General features: G+C 37.8%; 23 protein-coding genes and 1 riboswitch. Of the genes, 11 read left to right on the forward strand and 12 right to left on the reverse strand.

Features of this window, described 5'->3' with window-relative positions:
- Positions 1-116: 116 nt before the first annotated feature.
- Together SOP96_RS19430 and SOP96_RS19435 are read left to right on the forward strand one after the other, a co-directional pair.
- Positions 117-1,136, forward strand: coding sequence for a helix-turn-helix transcriptional regulator (locus tag SOP96_RS19430; protein ID WP_326322532.1), 1,020 nt, complete (start codon positions 117-119; stop codon positions 1,134-1,136).
- Positions 1,137-1,189: 53 nt separating this feature from the next.
- Positions 1,190-1,324 (forward strand): hypothetical protein, encoded by a 135-nt coding sequence (locus SOP96_RS19435; protein WP_326322533.1) that lies wholly within the window; start codon positions 1,190-1,192, stop codon positions 1,322-1,324.
- 56 nt (positions 1,325-1,380) lie between these two features.
- Here the strand turns inward: SOP96_RS19435 and SOP96_RS19440 are convergent, their stop codons facing one another.
- Together SOP96_RS19440 and SOP96_RS19445 are read right to left on the reverse strand one after the other, a co-directional pair.
- Positions 1,381-2,565: a DUF1501 domain-containing protein gene (locus SOP96_RS19440; RefSeq protein ID WP_326322534.1), complete on the reverse strand. Its 1,185-nt coding sequence runs from the start codon at positions 2,563-2,565 to the stop codon at positions 1,381-1,383.
- Positions 2,566-2,604: 39 nt separating this feature from the next.
- Positions 2,605-3,990 carry a DUF1800 domain-containing protein gene (locus SOP96_RS19445; protein ID WP_326322535.1) on the reverse strand — a complete coding sequence of 462 codons (1,386 nt, stop codon included), beginning with the start codon at positions 3,988-3,990 and terminating at the stop codon, positions 2,605-2,607.
- A 237-nt stretch (positions 3,991-4,227) separates the two neighbouring features.
- Here SOP96_RS19445 and SOP96_RS19450 point away from each other — a divergent pair, with 237 nt between their 5' ends.
- From SOP96_RS19450 to SOP96_RS19480, 7 genes are all read left to right on the forward strand, one after another.
- Entirely contained in the window at positions 4,228-4,791 is a 564-nt protein-coding gene (locus SOP96_RS19450; RefSeq protein ID WP_326322536.1) for a hypothetical protein, read from the forward strand.
- Between the two features lie 113 nt (positions 4,792-4,904).
- Positions 4,905-5,954: a glucokinase gene (locus SOP96_RS19455; protein WP_326322537.1), complete on the forward strand. Its 1,050-nt coding sequence runs from the start codon at positions 4,905-4,907 to the stop codon at positions 5,952-5,954.
- A gap of 137 nt (positions 5,955-6,091) precedes the next feature.
- Entirely contained in the window at positions 6,092-6,658 is a 567-nt protein-coding gene (locus tag SOP96_RS19460) for a YceI family protein (RefSeq protein WP_326322538.1), read from the forward strand.
- Between the two features lie 78 nt (positions 6,659-6,736).
- The gene (locus SOP96_RS19465; protein ID WP_326322539.1) at positions 6,737-7,372 is read left to right on the forward strand and encodes a YceI family protein; all 636 of its coding nucleotides are present in this window, start codon (positions 6,737-6,739) and stop codon (positions 7,370-7,372) included.
- Between the two features lie 80 nt (positions 7,373-7,452).
- Positions 7,453-8,094: an alpha/beta hydrolase gene (locus tag SOP96_RS19470; RefSeq protein ID WP_326322540.1), complete on the forward strand. Its 642-nt coding sequence runs from the start codon at positions 7,453-7,455 to the stop codon at positions 8,092-8,094.
- A gap of 107 nt (positions 8,095-8,201) precedes the next feature.
- Positions 8,202-9,545, forward strand: coding sequence for an ammonium transporter (locus tag SOP96_RS19475; RefSeq protein ID WP_326322541.1), 1,344 nt, complete (start codon positions 8,202-8,204; stop codon positions 9,543-9,545).
- 211 nt (positions 9,546-9,756) lie between these two features.
- The gene (locus tag SOP96_RS19480; protein ID WP_326322542.1) at positions 9,757-11,175 is read left to right on the forward strand and encodes an L-serine ammonia-lyase; all 1,419 of its coding nucleotides are present in this window, start codon (positions 9,757-9,759) and stop codon (positions 11,173-11,175) included.
- Between the two features lie 96 nt (positions 11,176-11,271).
- Here the strand turns inward: SOP96_RS19480 and SOP96_RS19485 are convergent, their stop codons facing one another.
- From SOP96_RS19485 to tsaE, 8 genes are all read right to left on the reverse strand, one after another.
- The gene (locus tag SOP96_RS19485; RefSeq protein ID WP_326322543.1) at positions 11,272-11,676 is read right to left on the reverse strand and encodes a PH domain-containing protein; all 405 of its coding nucleotides are present in this window, start codon (positions 11,674-11,676) and stop codon (positions 11,272-11,274) included.
- A 64-nt stretch (positions 11,677-11,740) separates the two neighbouring features.
- Positions 11,741-12,586, reverse strand: a complete 846-nt coding sequence (locus SOP96_RS19490) for a prephenate dehydrogenase (RefSeq protein ID WP_326322544.1) — start codon at positions 12,584-12,586, stop codon at positions 11,741-11,743.
- Positions 12,587-12,853: 267 nt separating this feature from the next.
- On the reverse strand, positions 12,854-15,136 hold the full coding sequence (locus SOP96_RS19495) for a cation:proton antiporter (protein WP_326322545.1): 2,283 nt from the start codon (positions 15,134-15,136) through the stop codon (positions 12,854-12,856).
- Positions 15,137-15,229: 93 nt separating this feature from the next.
- Positions 15,230-15,940, reverse strand: a complete 711-nt coding sequence (locus tag SOP96_RS19500) for a LytR/AlgR family response regulator transcription factor (RefSeq protein WP_326322546.1) — start codon at positions 15,938-15,940, stop codon at positions 15,230-15,232.
- Positions 15,918-16,688 carry a histidine kinase gene (locus SOP96_RS19505; RefSeq protein WP_326322547.1) on the reverse strand — a complete coding sequence of 257 codons (771 nt, stop codon included), beginning with the start codon at positions 16,686-16,688 and terminating at the stop codon, positions 15,918-15,920. Before SOP96_RS19505 ends, SOP96_RS19500 begins: the two co-directional genes overlap by 23 nt.
- A gap of 66 nt (positions 16,689-16,754) precedes the next feature.
- Positions 16,755-17,126 (reverse strand): hypothetical protein, encoded by a 372-nt coding sequence (locus SOP96_RS19510; protein ID WP_326322548.1) that lies wholly within the window; start codon positions 17,124-17,126, stop codon positions 16,755-16,757.
- On the reverse strand, positions 17,126-18,319 hold the full coding sequence (locus SOP96_RS19515; protein ID WP_326322549.1) for an alanine dehydrogenase: 1,194 nt from the start codon (positions 18,317-18,319) through the stop codon (positions 17,126-17,128). The genes SOP96_RS19510 and SOP96_RS19515 overlap by 1 nt, the downstream gene beginning before the upstream one ends.
- A gap of 69 nt (positions 18,320-18,388) precedes the next feature.
- Positions 18,389-18,796, reverse strand: a complete 408-nt coding sequence (tsaE, locus tag SOP96_RS19520; RefSeq protein WP_326322550.1) for a tRNA (adenosine(37)-N6)-threonylcarbamoyltransferase complex ATPase subunit type 1 TsaE — start codon at positions 18,794-18,796, stop codon at positions 18,389-18,391.
- Positions 18,797-18,921: 125 nt separating this feature from the next.
- Between tsaE and dnaG the strand changes: the two genes are divergently transcribed.
- Both dnaG and clpP read left to right on the forward strand, forming a co-directional pair.
- Complete coding sequence (gene dnaG, locus SOP96_RS19525; protein WP_326322551.1) at positions 18,922-20,901, forward strand: DNA primase; 1,980 nt, start codon at positions 18,922-18,924, stop codon at positions 20,899-20,901.
- Between the two features lie 113 nt (positions 20,902-21,014).
- Complete coding sequence (gene clpP / locus SOP96_RS19530; protein ID WP_326322552.1) at positions 21,015-21,701, forward strand: ATP-dependent Clp endopeptidase proteolytic subunit ClpP; 687 nt, start codon at positions 21,015-21,017, stop codon at positions 21,699-21,701.
- 67 nt (positions 21,702-21,768) lie between these two features.
- Here the strand turns inward: clpP and SOP96_RS19535 are convergent, their stop codons facing one another.
- Both SOP96_RS19535 and SOP96_RS19540 read right to left on the reverse strand, forming a co-directional pair.
- A complete protein-coding gene (locus SOP96_RS19535) occupies positions 21,769-22,881 on the reverse strand; it encodes a T9SS type A sorting domain-containing protein (RefSeq protein ID WP_326322553.1) in 1,113 nt (370 codons plus the stop codon).
- A 7-nt stretch (positions 22,882-22,888) separates the two neighbouring features.
- Positions 22,889-24,163, reverse strand: a complete 1,275-nt coding sequence (locus tag SOP96_RS19540) for a YncE family protein (RefSeq protein ID WP_326322554.1) — start codon at positions 24,161-24,163, stop codon at positions 22,889-22,891.
- 105 nt (positions 24,164-24,268) lie between these two features.
- Positions 24,269-24,464, reverse strand: a riboswitch (cobalamin riboswitch).
- Between the last annotated feature and the right edge of the window lie 163 nt (positions 24,465-24,627).

The following is a 24,627-nucleotide window of genomic DNA, read 5'->3' on the forward strand; positions in this document are numbered from 1 at the left end:
GCTCGGGGCGAAGCCCCGAGCCGAAACCGAAACGAAGTGAAGCCCGAAGCAGCCCGACCCGAATGAACAGGAATTCTGCCAAGGCAGAGGGACACGCCCCAATAAAAATATAAATCATGTCATCCAACAAAAACGCCCTGATCCGCTACAAAACGCTGGATAAATGCCTGAAAAACAAATACCGGAAATATACGCTGGAAGATTTGATCGACGAATGTTCGGAAGCGTTGTTTGAATATGAAGGAAAAGAATCTTTCGTTAGCAGACGAACGGTACAGCTCGACCTGCAGAATATGCGAAGTGAAAAATTCGGGTATGAGGCTCCGATTGAAGTGTATGAACGGAAGTATTACCGCTACAGCGACCCGGATTACAGCATTCACAATATTTCCGTAAACGAAAGCGATCTGAAAGCCATGAACAATGCCATACAGATCCTGAAGCAGTTCAAAGATTTTTCGATGTTTAAAGAAATGAACGGGGTCATCCAGAAACTGGAAGATTCCATTCATGCTACCAGCCATAAATCGATTATTCATCTGGATAAAAACGAGCAGCTAAAAGGTTTGGAGCATATTGATATCCTTTATGAAAGTATTCTAAGCAAAAAAGTGCTCCGTATTCGGTATAAAAGTTTTACAGCAAGGGAAGCGAATAGTTTTACCGTTCATCCGCAGCTGTTGAAAGAATACAACAACCGCTGGTTCCTGATCTGTGTCTATAAAGGAAAGATGTATAATCTGGCACTGGACCGCATGGAACACATTGAACAGGAAGAAAAAACAGAATACATAGACCGCAATCTTGACGGCGATGAATATTTTAAGGATATTGTAGGGGTAACCGTCTCCGAAACCATGAAACCACGATATGTTGTTTTCTTCGTAGATTCATCCAACGCACCCTATGTTAAAACAAAACCGTTTCATACAAGCCAGGAAATTGTAAGTGAAACCGATAAAGGAACGGTATTTAGAATCTGTGTACAGATCAACTATGAACTGGAGCGTCTGTTATTAGGTTTCGGGGAATGTCTTATTGTGCATCATCCAAAGAAACTGAGAATGAGAATGGAAGAGAAATTTAGGGAAGGATTCAATAATTATAAAAACCTGAATTTAGAGAGTGAAGACTAAGGGAATGCTTTATGGCTTGGAAATTGTATTACCCCAAACACTAAAATAATCATATGAAATCAAGAATATTAAAAGCTGTGATAGCAGTAGTAGCACCTTTGGTGATAGAATTTATTATTAAAAAAATAGCCGAAAAGTTTGATGAAAAACCGGCTGAAGATAAAAAGCCGCTTCCCTTACAAAACTAGGAGCAATTAAAATTCATATTGTGAAAAAGAGGCGTTACTTACGACAGCCTCTTTTTTTATATGAAATCGTAGATTCCGTTTTTCCAGCCTAAAACTTTAGAAGAATCTGCTTTAAGCCAGTTTTTCAGAACCGTAGCGTATACCTTCCTGAAATCTTCGGAATAAATAAGGTCTCCTTCATTCAGCCTGGTAAGATCGGGAAGAGGATTCAGCATTCCTTTTTTCTTGAGTCCGCCGCCGATAAAAAACATCTGGTTGGCAGTTCCGTGATCCGTTCCTTTGCTTGCGTTCTGAGCCACCCGTCTCCCGAATTCCGAAAAGGTCATCAGCAGAATGTTATCAAAAAGTCCGTTGCTTTTCATATCTGCAACAAAAGATTTTACGGCTTCATTGATGTCACCGAAAAGTTTCTGCTGTCTTTCATTCTGATTAACATGGGTATCAAAACTTCCGATAGAAAGGTAATAAACTCGGGTATTTATGTCAGACTTAATTAAAGAAGCGACCGTTTTAAAGTCTTTTCCGAGTTGTGAATTAGGGTAGGTTTGTGTGGTTTGTTTCGCTTTGCTTTTTTCAAAAATATATCTGGCGTTGTTGATGGTAGACCCCAACGTTTGATAAAGATAAGAAACCGTTTCATCGTCATGATGATGGTCATACAACGATTTGAAATATTTCTCCTGACTGGTTTGATAAAGCCTTTTCGGATCTTTAAAGGCAAACGCTTTATTTTTTTCACCTTTTAACGCAAGACTGAGCATATCATCCACTTCCAAAGCCTGGGTTGGATGTTCGCAACGGTAGCATTCTTCATCCAAAAATCTTCCCAGCCAGCCGGTTTCCAGATATTCATCACTTTTACTGGCCGAATGCCAGATATCCATGCTTCTGAAATGGGATTTATCAGGATTAGGGTATCCAACATTATTCATTACCGAAAGTTCACCGTTATCATGCAGTTCTTTAAAATACGAAAGGGCAGGGTTGATTCCTGTTTCGTCATTAAGAGGTAGTGAATTGTTAATGGCAATATTATTTCTTTCTTTAAAATAAATGTCGTTCCGAACGGGGATAATGGTGTTGAGTCCGTCATTTCCTCCCGTAAACTGAAGTACGATCAGGATCTTCTGATTGGGTTCCAGCGCTTCTTCAAAGGTCATGGCTTTAAGGAAATTCGGCATCAGCAATGAAGCGGTTGCCAATGAACTTATTTTCAGGAATTCTCTTCTTTTGATTAACATAAAGTTAGGTTTTAAGTTAAAAACTGCGGCAGATTTAAATTACATCAGCTGATATTCAGGCGTGGACATTAAATTAATAACGTTCATTTTAATGCTGTTATCCGAAAAGTTTTTCACAGAATTCATATCCAAAGATTTTGGATTCTGAATCAGGTATTCTTCTACATTTTTTCCGTTGAAAGCTTTTTCCACGCGCTCCCAGTCAATCGTGATATTAGGATTTTTAAAAGCTTTGTTTAAAGTATTTTCACGCGATTTCATTCCCATATCAATATCATCATCCGTTCGAGGGCTATATTCCAAAGGCCGTAAACCCGACCAGATTTGCGGAATCTGAAGCCTCAGCATCAAGGTAGAGCTGTCGATCCAGGATTTTCCGTTCGGCCACCCGGCAACATTCGGAGGATAGAGCAATACTTGTCCTAAAAGTTTTTGGTAGACAATCAGGTTCCCAGGATTCTGAATGTTCATCGGCAGCGTACGCATAATTCCGGCCATCAGTTCTATCGGCGATTTTATTCTGTTGCCTATATTTTTCTGATCGTAAAACCAAGAACTTGAGAATATTTCAATCATCAGTTTTTTTATATCATAACCGGATTCGTAAAAATGATCTGCGAGCCGATTAATAATCGCTTTATCTTCATTTTCATTGACGAAAAATCGGTAAATTTTTGCCGTGATAAATCTTGAGGTTGATTTCTGTTCAAGAATAATATCTAAAACTTCGCTTCCCGTAAAGTTTCCGGTCTTGCCTAAAAATGTTTTGATTCCTTCGTCATGAAGTTTTTTTCTTTCCTGGAAATTTCCTTCTTTATCAAAGCCCCAGCCTGTAAAAGCTCTGGCGGCTTCCCTGATATCTTTTTCCGTGTAATTTCCCCTGCCCATGGTAAAAAGTTCCATGACTTCCCGCGCAAAGTTTTCATTGGGATGGTCTTTTTTATTTTGTTGGTTATTAAGAAAATTCAGCATCGCAGGAGCTTGGCTTACTTCAAACAAAAGTTCCCTGAAACTTCCCAGTGCATTTTTTCGGATGATATTCAGTATTTGCCGGTTGAATCTCGGGTTTTGTACCCTTGAAGCAAAATGTCCGTGCCAGAAGAACGCCATTTTTTCCCTGAGCTGTTCGGTACCCGTCACCATTTTATACAGAAAGTTGAGATTGAGTTCTTCATTCTGCCGACGATTGATCTTCTGTATTTCTTTTCTTTTTTCCGCAGGCGATTTATCATTCATATAATCCGGCATTTCCGTCTCCGTATCCGGAGTATCAAAATTGATGTAGGTAAAAGTCTCTTCCTTCAACAGTTCATCGAGGAATGTTTTAGAACTTTTATTTTTCAGATCTTCAAACTGGTTAATGCCTGCGCCAAAGCCTGCGCGCCAGAGAAGATGTTTATTTCGGATAACTGATTCGGCTGACATAGCTGTATTTTGTATTTGGATGGCGTTGTGATAATAATGTTAAATAGAATAACGGTTAACAATTGTTAATATTTGCGGGCGGAGCCATTTCTATTGTAATAACTTAAACAAGCATTTAAATTTAATGAATTGAATATCATTATTTTGCGGCTGTAAGAGCAGATGAGCTGTTTGAAAACGCCGTGGTTGGCACGATTTTTATAGTTTTCTGCTTAGTAAAATTAAAAAATCAGAGTTATGAAAATGTTAAAACATGCAATTTTATTTGCCGGAATTTTTACTGCTGGAGCCTTGAGTGCACAAAGCGCGCAGATGAATAATATGATTAAAGTAGGAGCAAATGTGGGTTTAGCAGTTCCGTCTGATAATACTTCAATGGCTGTAGGAGTAGACGTAGCCTACCAGAATCTGGTAACTCCCGGGTTCGGGCTGGGTATTGCGACAGGATATTCCCACTATTTTGGAAAAGATAACAACGGATATAGCAATAACGATGTAGGAGTGGTTCCTGTAGCTGCTTTATTTAGAATTTACCCGAAACAGACAGGTTTTTACTTTGGAACCGATTTAGGATATGGTTTTCTGGTAGGTGATGAAAAGGTAGCATCCAATACCAGTCTTGACAGACCGGATGGTGGTTTTTATATCAAGCCGGAAATCGGTTACCACAACCAGGACTGGAACTTTTTTGTACAATACCAGAAAGTATTTGTAGGAAGCAAAGGAGATTTGCCGGGCCAGGATTACAATGTGGGTAACATTGGAGTAGGCTTTTCCTACAATATCCCTTTAGGAAAATAGTTAGATTTAAATATAAGCAATTATTAGCCAAACCTTTTCGAGTTTTTGAGAAGGTTTTTTATTTCTAACGAAAATTTACAAAAAGTATTATTATATTTGATAAAATTTAGGTTATGATTTTGAATCCGAAATTTCCGCTTTATTTACCAGGAGTGAAGAATGCAGGCAATGATAATGTATCAATCATTGGCGCAAACCTTCGTGAAGATATTACAACTTTAGGCTATTTTATTTCCGAAAACGGAGGCTTGGAAGTTAAAATCCAGAACATGTATCCCACCAAAGAATATGCATCGTTTGCAGATATCTTGAGGAAGTTTATTCATGATAATCAGCTTGAGGATGTAAAAAGACTGGGTATGGCAGTTCCCGGGCCGGTACTTAACGGGAAAAGTAATCCGATACGATTAGGATGGAACCTGGATATTGAAGAGCTTAAAAGAGATTTTAATTTTGAAAGAGCAGATATGCTTAATGACCTGGAAGCTTCAGCTTACGGAATGGGACTTCTGGAAGATTCAGATCTTGATCCCATCTACACCAGCGGAAACCTCGAAAAAGGAAACGTTGCCATCCTTGCTCCCGGAAACGGGCTAGGAGAAGCAGGATACTTCTTCGACGGAAAATACATAAGGCCTTTCGCAACAGAAGGAGGGCATTCAGAATTTTCTCCAAGAACCAATGTTGAGGTAGAATTTTACCAGTTCCTGAATAATATCTACGGGATTGTAAGCTGGGAAAATGTATTGTCGAAATCAGGATTATTTAATATTTACCGTTTCTTAAGAGACGTAAAAAGACATCCGGAGCCGGAATGGCTTGCCGAAAGACTTTCTGAAGGGAATTTTGTTCAGGAACTGTACAGGGCAGCTGTTGAAGATGATGTTTTAATCTGTAAAATTGCTCTGGATACCTTCATTGAGTTTCTTGCAAGAGAAGCAAATAACCTTACTTTAAAACTGAAAGCGACGGGAGGTTTACTGATTTCAGGCGATATCCCTCAGGAAATCAGATCTTATATCGATAAAGATAAATTTTACGAAAAATTCAAGATCAGCGATAAAATGGAAGAGATGCTGAGAAACATTCCGATTTATCTCAATAAAAATGAAAATACAGCTCTGAATGGCGCAGCGCTATACACCGCTTATTATCAAGACTAACTTTAAGCTCCGGATTTCCGGAGTTTTTTTATGAATAAAAATTATTGCATTAATTGATGTACATCAATGAGATATATCCATTCTGTTGATTACATTTGCATCAGTAAATAATAAACAAGCAAATAATTTTTTATCAAATGAAAAAAATATTCCTATTAGCAGTGTTAGCGAGTGGTTTAGCATTCGGGCAGACAAAAAAAATAGTAAGCTCTGATGTTCAGTGGTGGGGTTATAAAATCGCAAAAACCGAATCAAGCTCACATTACGGAACTGTAAAAGTAAAATCCGGTGAAATGGTGATGAAAGGAAATCAGCTGGTTGGCGGTACTTTTGTTTTAGACATGAATTCTATCAATGCAACTGATCTTTCAGGAGAATATCAGCAAAAGCTGAACGGACACCTTAAAAACGGAGATTTCTTCGAAGTGGAAAAATATCCTACTGCTACTTTCAAAATCACCGGCGTGAAGAAAAATAACGATAAAGTGTACAATTCTTTAGTAACAGGTAATTTAACAGTAAAAGGAAAAACCAACACCATTTCTTTCCCTGCAAAAATTGTTTACGCCAACGGAACTGTTAGTTTAGCTTCAAAAAAATTCTCGATCGACAGACAAAAATTTGATGTTTCTTACAAATCTACCATGCAGGATGTACTTGTGAAAGATGATATGGATTTGCAGGTAAAAGTGACAGCAAAATAATTTAATCAAAAAAAGATTATTAAAAGTGTAGAAGTTCTACACTTTTTTTTATTTTTGTTGAATTGTAAATAAAAAAGAATGAAAAGATTACTATTGTTTGCGATGATGTGTGTATGCATGTCATTTGTTTTCGGTCAGAAGAAAGGAGATAAAGTGGTAAAAGTAACATCGTCGGAGATCAGATGGTGGGGATATAAAGTGGTAAAAACAGTTCCTACAACACATTCGGGAACGGTAAAGCTGAAAAGCGGAAAGTTTACCTTTGATAAAACCGTTCTTATCGACGGAGAGTTTGTAATTGATATGAAGTCGATTATGGCAGGTGATGTCTCCAGCCAGGATGCAGATATGGTAAAACTTACCAATGACCTAAAAAGTACAAATTTCTTTGAGGTTAAAAAATTTCCGTTGGCTAAATTCCATTTAACGAAGATTATTCCGTTGGCAAACAGCGAGTACAATTCTACCGTTTACGGAGATGTAACGATTAAAGGCGTAAGAAAAACAATTACTTTCCCGGCAAACGTTTACATCACACAGTTCACCGTGGTGATAGAATCTGCAAAATTCTCCTTAAACAGAAGAGATTTCAAAGTATTCTACCAGTCTTCACTTAAAGATTATTTCATTAAAAACGAAATGGACATTCAGTTTAAAATTTCAACCGAAAAGCTGGATAACGAAAACAGGACTCCTGTTAAAAAGAAAAAATAAGACACCCGTCTTTTCTATAACAATGAGCGATTTCTTTTGAAGCCGCTCATTTTTTTGTCTTAATTTTTTATTTTAGTAGTATGAAAATATATGTAGTAAGCGGTCTTGGCGCAGATTTTAAAGTACTTGAAAAAATACAGTTCCCAAAACAGCATGAAGTTGTTTTTGTCGACTGGCTGATTCCGGAACTGGATGAAGAATTCTTACACTATGTGCATAGAATGGCAGAAAGAATTGACGATTCGGAGCCGTTCTACCTGTTGGGCTATTCCTTTGGCGGAATCCTGGTTCAGGAAATACATAAACTGAAGCCTGCTAAAAAAGTAGTGATAATGGGCAGCATAAGATCAGATAAAGAAAAATCGGTACTCATAAAGACAGGACAAATTACCAGGATCCCTAAGTTTCTACCGGTAAGATTTTTCAATGAAAAGACCACGAATATCTATTCAATGTTCAGAAAATTTTTTGACCCTAAAAATCCCAGGATTTTACAATATTTCCAGGTGAGAGACCCTTATTACCTAAAATGGTCTATTGAAAAAATATCCGACTGGAAATTTGATGAAAATCCGGATGTGGTACAGATTCTTGGTGATAAAGACATTGTTTTTCCTATTAAAAACTGCCGTCCTGATTATATAATCAAAGGAGGGACGCATCTTTTTCCAGCTACAAAATTTAAGGAAGTTTCCGGAATATTGAAGGGGGTGTTTGAATAAAAATATATTATTTTAATTAAATTAACGTTATTTTATGGGGGTTAATTATATTTTGTGTTAATTTTTAAAAATTTATGCGTACTTTTGAGGGGTAAAACATAAATTGTATGACAGTTGGTTTAAAATGGATCGTTTCATTTTGCATTATCACATTGATTGCTGTGGGTGGGCTATTCTGGAGCCCGATCGCAGATTTTCCCAATACCGGCGAATTTCTGGGTGAGGAAAATATTGTAGGGGCTGATGTCGCATGGATTCTTGCAGCGGCAGGACTTGTACTGCTGATGACTCCCGGACTTTCCTTCTTTTACGGAGGAATGGTGGGCAAAAAGAATGTAATTTCTACGATGCTTCAAAGTTTTATAGCATTAGGTGTAATCTCTATTCTATGGGTAGTTGTCGGTTTTTCCCTTTCCTTTGGAGATTCAATCGGCTTTACAATGAATGGTGAACATTACGGGCTTATCGGAAATCCGCTGAGTTATCCTTTTTTCAGCAGAGTGGGGGTTTTACCTCATAAATATATGGCATCCACTATTCCGTTTATTCTTTTTGCTTTATTTCAGATGAAATTTGCGGTCATCACTCCCGCTTTGATTACCGGATCTTTTGCAGAACGGGTACGCTTTATTTCTTACCTTTTATTCATGGTTCTTTTCAGCATCTTTATCTATACGCCGCTCTGTCACATGGTTTGGCATCCGGATGGGCTGCTCAACAAATATTTCGGGGTGAAAGATTTTGCAGGAGGAACGGTGGTTCATATGAGCGCAGGCTTCGCAGCACTGGCAGGTGCTTTGGTTGTGGGGAATAGAAAAAGGCCGCATCATGATCCCTCTAATATTTCTTATGTTCTGTTGGGAACCGGAATGCTTTGGTTCGGATGGTTCGGATTTAATGCAGGTTCTGCACTCAGCGCCAATGCTACTGCTGCAACGGCATTCGGAACTACTACGATTGCCTCTGCTTCTGCAATGATGACCTGGATTTTCTTTGATCGTATCAACAAAAGAAAAGTTTCTGCTTTAGGAGCCTGTATCGGTGCAGTGGTTGGGTTGGTTGCCATTACTCCCGGATGTGGTTTTGTTTCGATTTCGGAAAGTTTGTTTATTGGATTTATTTCCGCCATAGTATCGAATATGATGCTCAACTGGAATGCCCTGAAAAAAATAGATGACACACTGGATGTATTTGCCTGCCATGGTGTAGGCGGAATTATGGGAATGATCCTTACGGCGATTTTTGCCCACGGAGAAAATGCCAGCCTTCTTCATGGCGGAATTGAAGTATTTGCCCATCACATGGCAGCTTTGCTTTTGGTTTCCATATTTACCTTTTTCGGAGCATTGATTTTATATAAAATTACAAACCGCATTATTACACTGAGGGTTTCTGAAGAATCGGAAGATCTTGGGTTAGACATTTCCCAACACGAAGAAAGACTGTGTTAAAAGGGCAGTCAATGGTGAATTGTGAATATATTGAGACGTGAATTTAAAATTACTGCGAAAGCAAATTGCCCTTTCATGATTCACCGTTTATAAAAATCTACTAGTGTTCATATAGTTTTAATTAGAAAGCCGGAGCTGATTTTTCATCTCCGGCTTTTGCATTTGGATTTATCATGTATCTTTGTGATAAAGAAAAAGGAAGAATTTCTATATGGAATCAATATCGGTTTTTGAAATTATAAAAGTGGGAATCGGCCCGTCCAGCTCACACACAATGGGTCCGTGGAATGCGGCTTCTGCATTTATCAGGATTATAAAAAGGGAAAGATCAATTGCGGAAGTGAAAGAAGTTTTCCTTGAATTTTTTGGTTCCCTCGCCAAAACAGGAATCGGACATGGAACTGATATTGCCGGAATGCTGGGATTAAATGGTGAAGATTTTAAAACCATTGATACTACAAAAATTGACGAAAAAATAGAACACATAAAAAGCACTCAAAAAATTAATCTTGGCGGTGAAAAAGAAATTCCTTTTATCTACGGGCATCACTTGGTTTTAAACATGCAAAAGTCGCTGGATTATCATCCCAACGGAATGATTTTTAAAGCTATATTTGAAGACGGAACCGAACTTGTGCAGGACTTTTATTCTGTAGGCGGAGGTTTTATCATGAGCCAGGAGAAAAAATCCATTGAAAAACATTGCATCCGTACTTTATATCCTTGCCATAAATCTTCGGATATTGTAAAATATTGTGAGAAACTCGGGCTTACACGAATTTCTGATCTTATTTTAATGAATGAAGAAAGCTGGAGGTCACAGGAAGAAACAAAACAGGAAGCTTTGTATATCTGGCATCAGATCAAAGAGTGTATTTACAAAGGTGTCAATAAAGAAGGTATACTTCCGGGCGGCCTTAATGTTTCCCGAAGGGCAGCCGGAATCAACAGAAAATTATTAGGAGATAAAATCTATAAAAATAAAGATGAATGGTTTCAACAGGTAGTTGAAGCGGAAGAAAATTTTACCAATATCAATAAATGGATTTCATGTTTTGCGCTGGCAGTGAATGAAGAAAACGCAAGCTTCGGAAGAATCATCACAGCACCAACGAACGGAGCCAGCGGCGTTATTCCGGCGGTGTTGATGTACGCTCAGGCTTTTACACCTTTCACCAGTGACGATGATATCATCCGGTTTTTATTGGTAGCTGGTGAAATCGGGACTTTATTCAAAAAAAATGCTACTATTTCTGCGGCGATGGGCGGTTGCCAGGCGGAAGTCGGCGTTTCATCGGCAATGGCTGCTGCAGGGCTTACCGAAATTTTAGGCGGAAGTGTCGGGCAGGTTCTTATGGCGGCAGAAATCGCCATGGAACATCATCTGGGAATGACCTGCGACCCAATCAAAGGGCTGGTTCAGATTCCGTGTATTGAAAGAAATACGATGGGCGCCATAAAAGCAATCACCGCAGCCAATATTGCTCTTGAAAGTGATCCGGCGAAGGCAAAGGTAAGTTTAGACCAGGTTATTCAAACCATGTGGGAAACAGCACTTTCCATGAACGACCGTTTCAAAGAAACTTCCGAAGGCGGTTTGGCGATTGCGGTAAATGTGGCGGAATGTTAAAACTGAGTTTAATTTTATTAGCATAAAAAAATCCTTAGACTGAAATATTCTGAGGGTTTTCAATTAATATTATGGTATTCAGAATTACTTTAAAACTTAATTTTTCACAGAAATATCAGGATTCACCGCAAGAAGTTCCTGCTGAAAATTATTAAAATCTTTCGGTGAAATAACAATACTGTCGGATTTGTAATAGATTTCCACTCTTCCCGAAATTGCAGGTGCGGGAGATGAGATCATATTCGAGGTTTTCTCTATTTTATAAATATCTTTAATACTAATTTTTGTGGTGCCGAAAATTGAATTTTTGATATATAGAAATTCAGAATCCATCCGGTAACGAATCGTTAAAGTAAGAAAAAGTATGATACCAATGATGGCAAGCGGGACGAATACTATTTCCCAATTGTTGTTTTTAATTTCTGAAAAAACAGGAAAAAATACAATACAAAAAATGGGAATATACAGTTCCCAGCCGATTCTTACAGGTATATTTTTCATAGCTGCATTAAGTTCATAACAAATGTATGAAAAAGCTCTTTATCTAAGATGTTATAATTAAAGATTATTTATCTAAAATTTCCCTGATTTTATTGGCATTGTAAATCAGCTCCCCAAGATATTCGTAATTTTCTTTTTCTAAAGCCGATTTGAATTTTCTTAACTGCGAAATATGCTCATTGAGAACATCAAGAACATTTTCTTTATTTTGCTTAAAAATGGGAACCCACATCTCCGGATGCGATTTTGCCAGTCGCACCGTACTGGAAAATCCCGAGCTTGCCAGCTGGAAAATTGTTTCTTCTTCACGTTCCTTTTCTAAAACCGTATTCGCTAAAGCATATGAGGTAATATGCGAAATATGGGAAATATATGCCGTGTGGACATCATGGGCTTCTGCATCCATGTAAATTACATGCATATCAAGGCTTTCCACGATTTTTTCCACTTTTTTCATGGCATCTTCAGAAGATTCTTTCTTATTGCAGATCACGCCGGCTTTTCCGGCAAAGCTTTCTGAAACAGCAGCTTTCGGACCGCTGTTTTCCGTTCCCCACATTGGGTGAAACGCAACAAATCTTGATCTGTTGGGATGGTTTTTAACAGCTTGTACAATTCCTGCTTTGGTAGATCCGGTATCCATTACGGTCTGGTTTGCGGAAATAAGATCAAGAACCTTCGGAAGAAGTTTCTGTGCGGCATCTACCGGAATTGCAAGAATGATGAGATCGGAATTCCTGATTCCATATTCAAGATCTGCATGAGCATCAATAATTTGTAATTGTAATGCTTCTTTCAAATGATCAGCTCTGTTATCAATTCCGTAGATAAATTCTGCTATTCCTTTTGATTTCAGTTTTAAGGCAATTGATCCTCCGATGAGGCCTACTCCTATAATACTTATCTTCATCTTTTAAATTTTAAAAATAAAAAACCCCGCCAAAGGACGAGGTTATGTTAATATATACAAGAAATCCTTATCCCAAGTCTGAGCTAAAAATTCCGTAATAATATGTTCTGTTTTTTGTTATCATGAAACGAAGATAGGTAAATTTTTTTTAATTGTAAATAAAAGTGGATGGTGAATTTTGCTTCATAAGTCAATTGTCAACTCTTAAAATTTATATGAAATTATTCACAGCAAAGCTAATTGACTTTAAAATTCACCATTTACTTTTTAGGGATTACTGATAATCAATGTTGAAGGAATATCCGACAGCCAGAAACTCTTACTGTCAATGAGATTTTTCCAGCTTTTACTGCTGATCAGCATTAAATCCTGAGAAGTAAGAAATTCTTTTTCGATTTTCTTCTCGTTATATAAAGTGATGTGGTTGGGCGCTACCTGTTCTATACTTCTGATGAGTTCTTTTACTTCAATAGTGCTTCTGATCTGTCCGGCAACATCAAGGATGATAATCTGGGAGTTGTTATTGTTGATGAGCCTTTTGGCATATTCAAGTAGATAGAAATCGCTGAGATTGAATATCGGGACAAATACCTTGTCTGCAGACCTGAAATTTTTATCCACCATAATACCTACCGGAATATGGGTTTTGTCCAAAATCTGAAGGGTAAAATCATCAAATGGAGATGTGTTGAAAATATTGCCTTTTCCTTTTACCGTATTGAAAAGCTTTTCGGGATTAATGATTTTGGTGGTAAATCCTAAAAGCCTCCCCAGCAAACTTCCTTCGTACATTGATTTTCCCAGCATGATGAGCAGGAGATCATAATTTCCTTTGTTTGAAATATGGGTAAGGTCACTTTCAATATCGGTGGAAGCTTTGAAAAGAGTGGTAATTTTCAAATTGAGTTCCTGTGAAGTATCAATTACATTTCTGAACTGTTCGTTTTCATATTCATTAATATCGTAAGCATGCATTTCGTTTACCGGGGCGATATTCATTGCGGTAATACTTTTATTGGCATTCATTTTTTTGGTGAAATCATGTGCCAGTTTCAACAACGTACTTCCCGATTCGGGGTTATCGAAAGAAAGTAAAACCCTGTATTGTGCATCATCATTATCTTTATTTTCATCATCTGCCTTTTTAGATTTAAAAAGAAAATTGATGAAATCCAGAGCCGGTCCCGTCATGAAAGTGGTAAACAAAGCCATAATCACCATCATCGCAAAAATCTCAGGACTTAAAACGCCAAGATCGTATCCAATGTTCAGGACAATTAATTCCATTAAGCCTCTCGTATTCATTAAAGCTCCGATAGTAAGGCTTTCTTTCCAGCTGATGCCTAAAAATTTAGCCGTTAATGCGCTGCCTGCAAATTTTCCGACAACAGCGATGAGGATAATAAATCCTGCAGTAATCCAGAGATGTCCGTCATTTAAGAGTCCTATCTGTGTACGAAGCCCGGTAAAGACGAAGAACAATGGAAGCAAAAGCACCAACGCAACATCTTCTACTTTTTCAATAAACATCGTCCGGAATTTTGTATTTTCCGGCATGATAGCTCCGGCCATAAAAGCGCCGAACAATGCGTGAATACCAATAACTTCGGTAGTATATGCGGAAAGGATTAAAGTTAAAAAAAAGATAGCGACCATAGGTTTATTGATCGTGTTTTTTCCCGCCTGCAGGTCTCCGATTCTTTTTAGAAACGGCCTTACGATTTTTATCATTAAAAATACATAGGCTATCGCCATTAAAATCACATAAATCGAACTGGCAAAAGATCCTGCTTTTACAATAGCAATTACCGCTGCCAGAATACACCAAGCGGTAATGTCATCTGCTGCTGCGCAGGTAATTACTACGGTTCCAAGTTTGGTTTTCTGAAGATTTCTTTCCTGAACGATTCTTGCCAGAACCGGGAATGCGGTAATGCTCATGGCAATTGCGATGAATAAAGCAAAAGAGGTAAACTGAATTCCGTCAGGAGCGAATTCCCGGTAAATAAAATAAGACAATCCCACCCCCAGTGCAAAAGGAATAATAATACTGGCGTGGCTGATCACTACAGCATCATGCGCTTTTTTTCTCAACACGCTAAGATCCAGTTCCATACCTACGATATACATGAAAAGTATTAATCCGATCTGGCTTAAAAACTGAAGATTTCCCATAGATTCTTTCGGAAAAAGAAATGCTGAAAATTCAGGAAAGTACATTCCTACAAGTGATGGTCCTAAAACGATTCCGGCAATCATTTCACCGATTACGGAAGGCTGCTTTATCTTGATGCAGATCCATCCGAAAAGCCGTGCTACAAGAATAATGGTAACAATCTGCGCCAGTAACAGCGCCAATGGATGGTGAAGGTTTTCAAGGAAAGATTCGGTGAAACTTTCCCACATGGTAGAACCAGTATTTTTGGACGGTGCAATATTTTCTCCGATTTCCAGTGTTTTTCCTTCAACAAAAAACCAGTACATCAGCATCGAAAAAACTGCAATAGTGCTGAGGTAAAAGATAATATTCCTGTATTTTCCAAGTTTCATAGTGCCGATTTTTTGCAAAATTGGTAAGAATAAAATTATAACAGGTGATCTTTTCTTTTAAATGTAATGAAAGCGATAAAAAATGCAGTAAAGTTATTTTCCAAATAAGCCTGACAGGTGTTTCCGATAAATTTCTCCGATATGGAGTTTTAGAAAACTGCTGTCGGCACCGGGAATAGTAGTAATAATTTCATTTGTTGAAAAAACTTTTACAGAAGATAAAGCGATGATCTCTTTTTTATTAATCTGTGCGAAATCTTTTGAAGGAAGCATCTCCAAGAGGTTTTTAAAGTTGAGGTTTTTCAGTACGATGGTTGTTCCGTCTTTAAGGATGATATCTTTGTCGCGGCTGTCGATTTCCGAAGTTTTGATATAGGCGATCTTGTCTGTAAATATCACAGTTTTACCGATGTTCGTATTCCACTCGATAAAATCTTTTTTTTGTTTTTGACTGATAAGCTCCCTGGCTTTTTCGAAGGCCAGAACGAGCCTTTCTTTTTTGATCGGCTTCCGTACATAATCTACTACATGGAGGTCAAACGCTTCTGCTGCATATTCTTTATAGGCTGTGGTAAAGATAATTTTTTTGGAATCCGGAATACGTTCTGCAACCTGAAGGCCGTTCATAACAGGCATTTCGATATCTAAAATGCAGAGGTTGCAATCTAAATTTCCGATTTCATTTAGAAAAATGTTAGGATCATTGAATGCTTTTACTACTTCTACGTTTTCAATCTGCTCACAAAGAAGTTTTAAGTAGCTGATGGCTAATAATTCATCGTCAAGAATAACGCATTTTATCATAAAATTCTCCCAAATTAATGGTTAACTCTGCTGTGAAAATACCGTTTTTTGAATTTTTTTGCAGCGAATAATAATTATTGTAGATCATTTTTAGGCGCTGATCCAGAGACTGGCCCCCGAACCCGCTTTTTTCTTTTTCCAGCGTGCTTTTCAGGGAAGCTTTATTGCTTACTTTCATGGAAAAAATTCCATCCTGAAATTCCATCTGTATAGCAATAAACGAATCCTGGGCAATAAAATCCGTATGCTTAAAAGCATTTTCAATTAAATCAACCGAGATGAGCGGTGCAAAAACTCTTTCTTCAAATATGGCATCTTCTTTATCAATTTTAGATTTAATTCGGAAATCAAAAAGCGGATTGATCTTTATTTTGTTAATCTCAATTAAGCTTAGGGCAAAATTTAATTCTTCTTTAGGACTTACAAATTTGCTGTTGCTTTCGTATAAAATATAATCTAAAACATTTGCCAGTTTATCCAGCGACATATACGTCTGATACGCATGCGACTGTACGGAATTGAGAATATTTTTGAATAAATGCGGGTTTAATTTTGTGCCGATCTGTTCCAGCTGAAATTCATTCAGCCGCTGCTGGGTTATTTTATTGGTTTCCGAAAGTTTAGCATTTTTAATTTTAAACTTCTGATTTTGGCTGAACAAATAAATACTCACCGTTAAAAAAAAGAAAATAGCAAAAACCCCGATGAATATCAGATAATCATGAATCATGTAGTAATTGCCTTCCATCAAATCAGATTATGTTTCCTTTTACTCGTTTAGTTTGGCAGAATATCATGCTGGGCTTGTGAAGTATTATTTCAGTTTCTTTAAGGAATTCATTGCTGCTTTTTCCGCACACTTCTCGAAGGTAATTTCGTAGGTTGGATTTTTTTCCGGATAAACTAACAGGTAATCAGGACAAGGCTTTTTCTGGGCATGGCTTTTATCGAAATCAATTTTTCCTTTGGTGATGATGCTGTCTTTTAGAAATTTTTCATCAACCTTTGATGCAGCCATTTCAGCTTTAAACTGATCGGAATAGGTGAAATCTTTAGACAGTGTTTCTGCGATGACGCGGCTGTTGGGAAGATACCCGCTGCAGCTTGCACCTTTTTTGTTTAAGATAAAAAATACGATAATAAGTCCCGGAATAAGACCTATCATATAGAATTTGAGTTTTTTCATTAGAAAATTAAAAGATTGATATCGTGATACGTAAGCCCGAAACGGTCGCAGATGATTTTCTTCGTGTGCCGGCCCTTGTACATATAAAGGCTTTGCTTCATTTCATTTTTGCGGACCAGCATGTTCTCAAAACCGCCTTCTTCGTCATAATGAAGAATGTAGGAAAGGAAGAAATTAGAAATGGCTTTCGTTGTTGTGCGCGGCATTCTTGATGTAAGATTCGGAAGCCCGCAGTGAATTACGCCATGCTTGATGATGTAAGGATCTTCCATGTTTGTAAGCTCGGATGTTTCAATCACTTTTCCATTGTCGATGGTAATATCGATGATGACACTGCCTTTTTTCATGTTCATGACCATATCTTCGGTCACAATCGGTGTCATATTGAGTCTTGGTAATGCGCCGATCACCACATCGGCTCTTCGTAAAGCTTTTTTTAATTCTTTAGGATCAATAATAGAAGTCGGAACACGGCTGTCTACCAATGTGTGAAGCCTTCTCAGTTTCGAAAGGGAATTATCAAAAACCCTTACACTTGCTCCTAAACCGATGGCTGCTTTGGTGGCAAATTCACCCACGATTCCTGCACCCAGTATCACCACTTCGGCCGGTCTTACTCCTGTGATTCCTCCCAGCATCAATCCGTTTGATAAAGCCAATAATTCCGAAGCATACAGGATAGAAACTGTTCCTGCAATTTCGCCGATAAGCCTTACTAATGCCAATTGTTTATATTCATCAACGATAAATTCAAAGGCAATGGCGTTTACCTTTTTTTCTGCAAGTTTCAGGAAATAATTTTTATCTCTAAGATTAATCTGAAGTGCAGAAACAAGATACGTATTGGGGCGCATGTACTCAATTTCCTCGTCTGTTGGCGGATTTACTTTAAGGATCAGATCCTGGGAGAAAGCTTCCTTAGGATCTTTGGTAATCTTCGCTCCCGACTCGGAGTATTGAAGGTCTGTAAAAAAAGAACCGAGGCCGGCGCCGGATTCTATAATAATTTCATGACCACTTTCAACCAAAACCTGTACAGCATCTGGGGTGATACAAGCCCTTCTTTCGTTCAGGGAAGTTTCTTTCGGAATTCCTATGCTGAACTGTTTTCCTTTTTTGATGACCTCCAGCTTTTCTTCTTTCGGCATCAGTTCCTCTTCGGTAAAAGGAGTAAAAATATTAGTAGTACTCATCCTTTTAAATAATTAAATTCTTACAGACCGTTATTTACATTCAATTTCAGAAACAAAGATACATAATATTTACTCGAATGAGATTTCTCTCTGCTCACCCGTGTTATTAATGCTCATTTTGTGATACTTAAGGCCGTAAAGTTCTTCTTCATATACTCCGGGCCATTCAATAATGCATAAAAAAGCATTGTCCAGATATTCTTCAATTCCGATGTCGTAGACTTCATCGATATTTTTCAGTCGGTATAAATCAAAATGAAAAATTTTTCCTTTGGGCGATTGGTATTCATTCACAATAGAATATGTTGGAGAGCTTACTTCATCTTCACTGCCTAATTTTTTAAGCAGAAATTGCGTGAAGGTCGTTTTACCGGCTCCGAGATTGCCTTTTAGAAGTAAGATGTTGTGTTGTAATTTGGGAGCAATTTCATTAACAATTTCTTGCCAGTCTTCGATATTCTTTATAGTAAACTGCATACATTAATTTTGATACAAAAATAAATAATGTAAGTGATTTAGTAATCAAAATTTTAGCAATATTCATGCTAATACATATCATTATTGATGCCTGATTTTATTCTTAAAATACCTATTTTTACATCATGATTTCCAAACAGACCATTGATAAAATATTCTCAACAATCCGCGTAGAAGAGATTGTAGGAGAGTATGTGCAGCTGAAGAGGGCAGGGTCTAATTACAAAGGACTCAGTCCGTTTCATGATGAGAAAACCCCGAGTTTTGTGGTTTCTGCAAGCAAGCAGATCTGGAAAGATTTCTCAACAGGAAAGGGAGGGACGGCGATTTCTTTTTTGATGGAAATTGAAAATTTTACCTATCCTGAAGCGCTTCGCCATGCCGCAAAAAAATATGGGATTGAAATTGAAGAAGATCAGCGTGAATATTCCGAAGAAGCGAAACAGGCACACACGGAAAGAGATCTGCTGTATAAAATCCATGAGGTAGCCAACAATTATTTCCAGGAAACACTCTGGGATTCGGAAGAAGGAAAATCCATCGGACTCTCTTATTTTAAAGAGCGTGAACTGAAGGATGATATCATTAAAAAATTCCAGCTTGGGTATTCTCCGGAGCAGAAGGATGCGTTTACTGCTTATGCACTGGAAAAAGGATATGACAAGGAAATCCTGGAAAAATCCGGACTTTCCATTTTCCCGGAAAATACACCCTCCGGAGTAGATCGTTTTCGTGAAAGGGTCATTTTCCCGATTCATAGTTTTTCAGGAAGAGTGCTGGGTTTTGGAGCGAGGATTCTCAAGAATAATGTTAAAACGGCAAAGTATCTAAATTCTCCGGAAACAGAAATTTATCATAAATCCAATGTTCTTTACGGACTGAATCAAAGCAAGCAGGCCATTTCAAGAAAAAATGTCTGCCTTTTGGTGGAGGGGTATATGGATGTGATCTCACTTCATATGTCCGGAATCGAGAATGTGGTGGCAAGTTCCGGAACGTCGCTTACTACAGAGCAGATCAAACTCATTAAAAGGCTTACCGAAAATGTTACCATTCTTTTTGACGGCGATAATGCCGGTATTAAAGCCAGCTTCAGAAGTATTGACATGCTATTGACGGAAGGAATGAACATCCGTGTTCTTTTATTCCCTGATGGTGATGATCCTGATTCATTTGCCAGAAAGCATCCGCAGGAATATGTTGAAAAATTCATTGAAAACCAGGCCATGGATTTCATCGACTTTAAAGCGGAAATCCTGCTGAAGGAAGTTGGAAATGATCCGATTAAAAAAGCGGAAGCCATCCGCGATATCGTAAAATCGGTATCTTTCGTTCAGAATGCTCTGAAAAGGGAAGTGTACCTGAAAGAAGTTTCCAGTAAATTCGGACTTTCGGAGCAGAGTCTTTTTAATGAGCTGGATGTTCAGAAGCAGATTACCAAGAATCAGACTCAAAAAGCACACATTAAAGCTGAATCGCAGCAGCCCTCCAAACTGCAGATCGTGGATGAGCCGAGAGATCCGGTAGACCCGATTGTTTTTAACGTTACCAAACTGGAAAACGACCTCATCAACCATATGCTGAATTATGGCGATGTGGTACTGCAGCGCAAAACTCCTGATGAAAAGAATTATGAAATTACGGTCATTGAGGAAATCCTTCATCATTTTGAGGAAGATGGCTACGAATTTCAGGTGGAACTTAACAAAAGAATTGTAGATTATATCAAAGAAGGAATTGAAAAGGAAGAATTGAGAAAAGGAAATTTCTTTTTCGGACTGATGGATGAAGAACTCAGTAAAGCGGCAGTCAATTCCATGAATATCTACAGCGAGCTGAACGACTGGTCGACCCGGAATATTTTTTCACCGAATTACGGTGACAAGATTCCAGAGCAGGTTGCCGGTGATATCCTGATCCATAAATTCCGCTACGTGAATTTCCTGATTTTAAAAACCAAAAAAGAGCTTGCAGAGCATGCAGATTCCGATGAAGGAAAATATTTCGAACTGATCAAAAAAATCCAGATGCTTACTCTTGTGTCAGTAGAATTATCAAAAGTGCTGAATTATTCTGCAATTACCGGGATTTATTCTGACAGATAACTTTTTGTTATTTTTCATATTTTAAAAAAGTCTGTGACAAAAAGTCCTATAATATTTTAGGAATAAAAGTTGTAATTTAAACTTCGTAAAATTTAACAATACATTACAGAAATATGGACATTAAAAAAGAATTCAGAGATTTCTCTGTAAAGCATTTAGGAAACAGCGGTCTGGCTACCGATCAGTATATGGGAATGTATGGCCCTACGAATCTTACGCCGTACATTATGGAGGAAAGAAGATTGAATGTTGCACAGATGGACGTATTCTCGCGTCTTATGATGGATAGAATTATTTTCTTAGGAACGGGAATTGACGACCAGGTGGCGAATATCGTCACCGCTCAGCTTCTTTTCTTAGAGAGTGCAGATCCTTCTAAAGACATTCAGATTTATATCAACTCGCCGGGTGGAAGTGTATATGCAGGATTGGGAATTTATGATACCATGCAGATTATTAAGCCGGATGTAGCTACGATTTGTACAGGAATTGCCGCTTCAATGGGAGCTGTTTTACTGGTTGCCGGAGAAAAAGGGAAACGTTCTGCATTAAAGCACTCAAGAGTAATGATTCACCAACCTTCAGGTGGCGCACAAGGGGTAGCTTCCGATATGGAGATCAACCTGAGAGAGATGTTAAAATTGAAAAAGGAATTGTACGAAATCATTTCCGAACACTCAGGACAAACATACGATTGGGTGGAAAAAGCATCCGACCGTGATTACTGGATGACCTCCGAAGAAGCAAAAGGCTTCGGAATGGTAGATGAAGTACTGCAGAGATCAAAAGAAAAGAAATAGATTGTATCTGATGATAAAAAATTCCGGCGCGCCTTTGGCGCGCCGGAATTTTTTACGTTTAAAAATATCAAATTTTAATAAACTTATGAGTCGTCGTTGACTTATCAGTTTTAATTTCAACTAAGTACACTCCCGATTTCAGATTTTGAACGTTGATTTTTTTATTTTTTATATTTAAAACTTTTTGTCCGGTAACAGAGGATATAGTAATATCTTTAATGTCATCTTTTGTTTCAATAATAATAAAGTCACTTGCCGGATTCGGATAAATTTTAAAACTTCCCTTACCAGCATTTGAAACACTTAAAGTGGAATTGGCTTCAGTAGGAGTAAATGGTCTTCTTGTTCCGAAACTTAGCCCAAGCCAATCATTGTTATTTAATGTTATTGACGAAAGGCTCGTGTGGGTTTTCCAATCTGATAAATTGGTTCCCTTATATAGTTTCCAGCTATTTGTTCCGTTTGCCGTTCCTGAAAATGAATTAAACGATAATGCCGCAACCTGATTTGCTGCTGGTGAATAATTGAATGAACCAATATAATTATCAATCAGCTGTAAAGCCTGTTCAGCGGTAATTGTTCCGTTGTACTGAATTCCGAAAACAAAAGAATTGGCATTACCGGTAGAATTATCAGTTCCAAAATCTACGACTACTAAACTTTTATTTGAACCAGTCCCGATCCAGTTGGTAATCTGAGATGCGTTATACCATAATGAACTGTAAGCTGGAATTGGTGTAGCAGGAGGCTGCATGGATGGGTTTGAGAAGCCATAGGAAAATCCGTACCATCTGCCGTCCTGTACACTTCCGCCAATTCCCCCGTTCCCTAAAAATGTTGACGCAGAAGTTCCGGACCAGGTGCTCCACCAATCCGGACCGGAAGTTTTATAATGATTGTTAAACTGAATGGTATTTAAAAAGCCTGCGCTCTGCTGATAGGCAAACTGCGGTTCCGCAGCCTGGATTCTCTGTAATAAATTGTTGATTGATAGAGATTCTCCGGCGTTAAACCGAACACCCCAGGCGTAGGAGCGGTCATCAGTTCCATCTTTAAAATCTACTACAATATAGGCCGTTTGAGTTCCGGTTCCAACGAAAAACTTAACATCGTTTGCCGTAAACTGAGCAAAACACAGCGCAACAATAAAAGTAAACGTAAAACTTAATACTTTTTGCATTTTCATCTTATTTAATGATTAACTTTTCGCTGAAACTGTAATTCTTATCAGTGATTTTTACAATATAAACACCTTCAGAAAGAGTTGAAACATCTATTCCGGCTGGGTTGTATGGAGTATTGATAATCATTCTTCCGTTAATATCATAAACCTGCACATTTCCTGAATTTAACCCTTTTACAAAGAATTTGTTGCTTGCAGGATTTGGATATAAAGATAATTTAGAAGCTTTGGAATTTTCAACCGTGGATAGAGAAGCGTTATTGTAGGCTATGATTTGATTGGGTAGGGAAGTTACCGTGAAAGTGTTGAGCAAACTGCCCTGTAGGTCATAAGTATAGATCTTTCCAGGAGCAATATAGCCGGAAGGATCTGCTGCATAAATTTTACTGTTGACCACATTGAATCCATATGCGGTTCCGTAGCTGTTTACAGTAATCGGCGTAACTGCAATTGGCGTAGTAGTGATGGATGGCGAAGCAATAGGTGTTTTGTAGATTGAAGCTTCGTTCATATAATAAATGTTCGTTCCGTCAGTATCCATATAAGATGGTTTTACACCCACCGGAAATGTCGTGCTTGATACGGTATTTTGTGCAGCGGTATCGTAAACAGTAAGTGTTCCAAATGATGTTGGAGAGTAGGGATCTCCGGAACTCATAATATACAGTAAATTATCTTTTTCAAAAATACTGTTCGGAGAGTCTCCGACATTCACCTGGGATTCAACGGTATTGGTTGCCGTGTTAATGATATCCATAAAATGATTCAACCCGAAACCTCCCTTTAACAAAACATATAATTTGTTATTTTTGCTGAATATTTTTTCAGGACCATTTCCTACCGGGATATTTGTCTCATGAGCATACGTTGCTAAGTTGTAAACCGAAACGTAGTTCGTCGCAGAGCCATTTCCTCCCCAGTTGGTTACGTAAAATTTATTTCCGCTGAATGCGATATACCGTGGGTTGTCAAGGTTCGAAGAAATTGTTGTAATTAAAGAAAAATCAGATTTATTAATTACTTTAATCTGATTGGAAATGTTCAGCACTACAAAAATTTTATCGCCAAAAATTTTGATATCCTGAGCGGTATCCCCCAAAATGGCATTATTGTTTTTGCTTTTAAAATAATCGTTGGTGACAACCGATTGGTTGCTGATGAATGATATTTCGGCGTTATTGCTTCCTGCTCCGCCTTCATTGAGTACCAAAACTCCTTCGATCTGAGCATTTGCAAATGAAATCACAAACGCCAGCATAAGAAAATAGATTTTCTTCATGATATAATTTAAATTAAAGTTTTATTCCCGAAACTTCACTGCAGGACAAAACATTCATGAAAAAAATCTGCTGGATTTTTATTTTCATAAACTTTTATTCCCGAAAGTTGAAATTGATTTAAGGCAGGTCTCCTGGCTTGCATCTTATTATAACCTTCCCATCTCGTTTGATATAAGACAGTGGTATATTTTATAATAAGTTTAATAGCTTACAGTTGCGGGTACAGCTCAAGAATTGTATTACTTCACTTGATTCCCTATTAATGAACGATTAGGTTCAACCTTAAACTTCCGCAAAGATATTATTTATTTTTTGAGTAATATTTTACTTATTTTTTAATCTTTCCAAATTTAGTTTGAATAATGGTTCCTTTTATCGCAATTCAATTATTGATTTATAAGTTAGATCTCTCTTTTTTGGTAATATACATTAATCTTTAATTAAAGTCTCTCGGTTTCGGTTT

Origin of the sequence: Chryseobacterium salviniae (assembly GCF_035819015.1) — a bacterium.
GTDB lineage: Bacteria > Bacteroidota > Bacteroidia > Flavobacteriales > Weeksellaceae > Chryseobacterium > Chryseobacterium salviniae.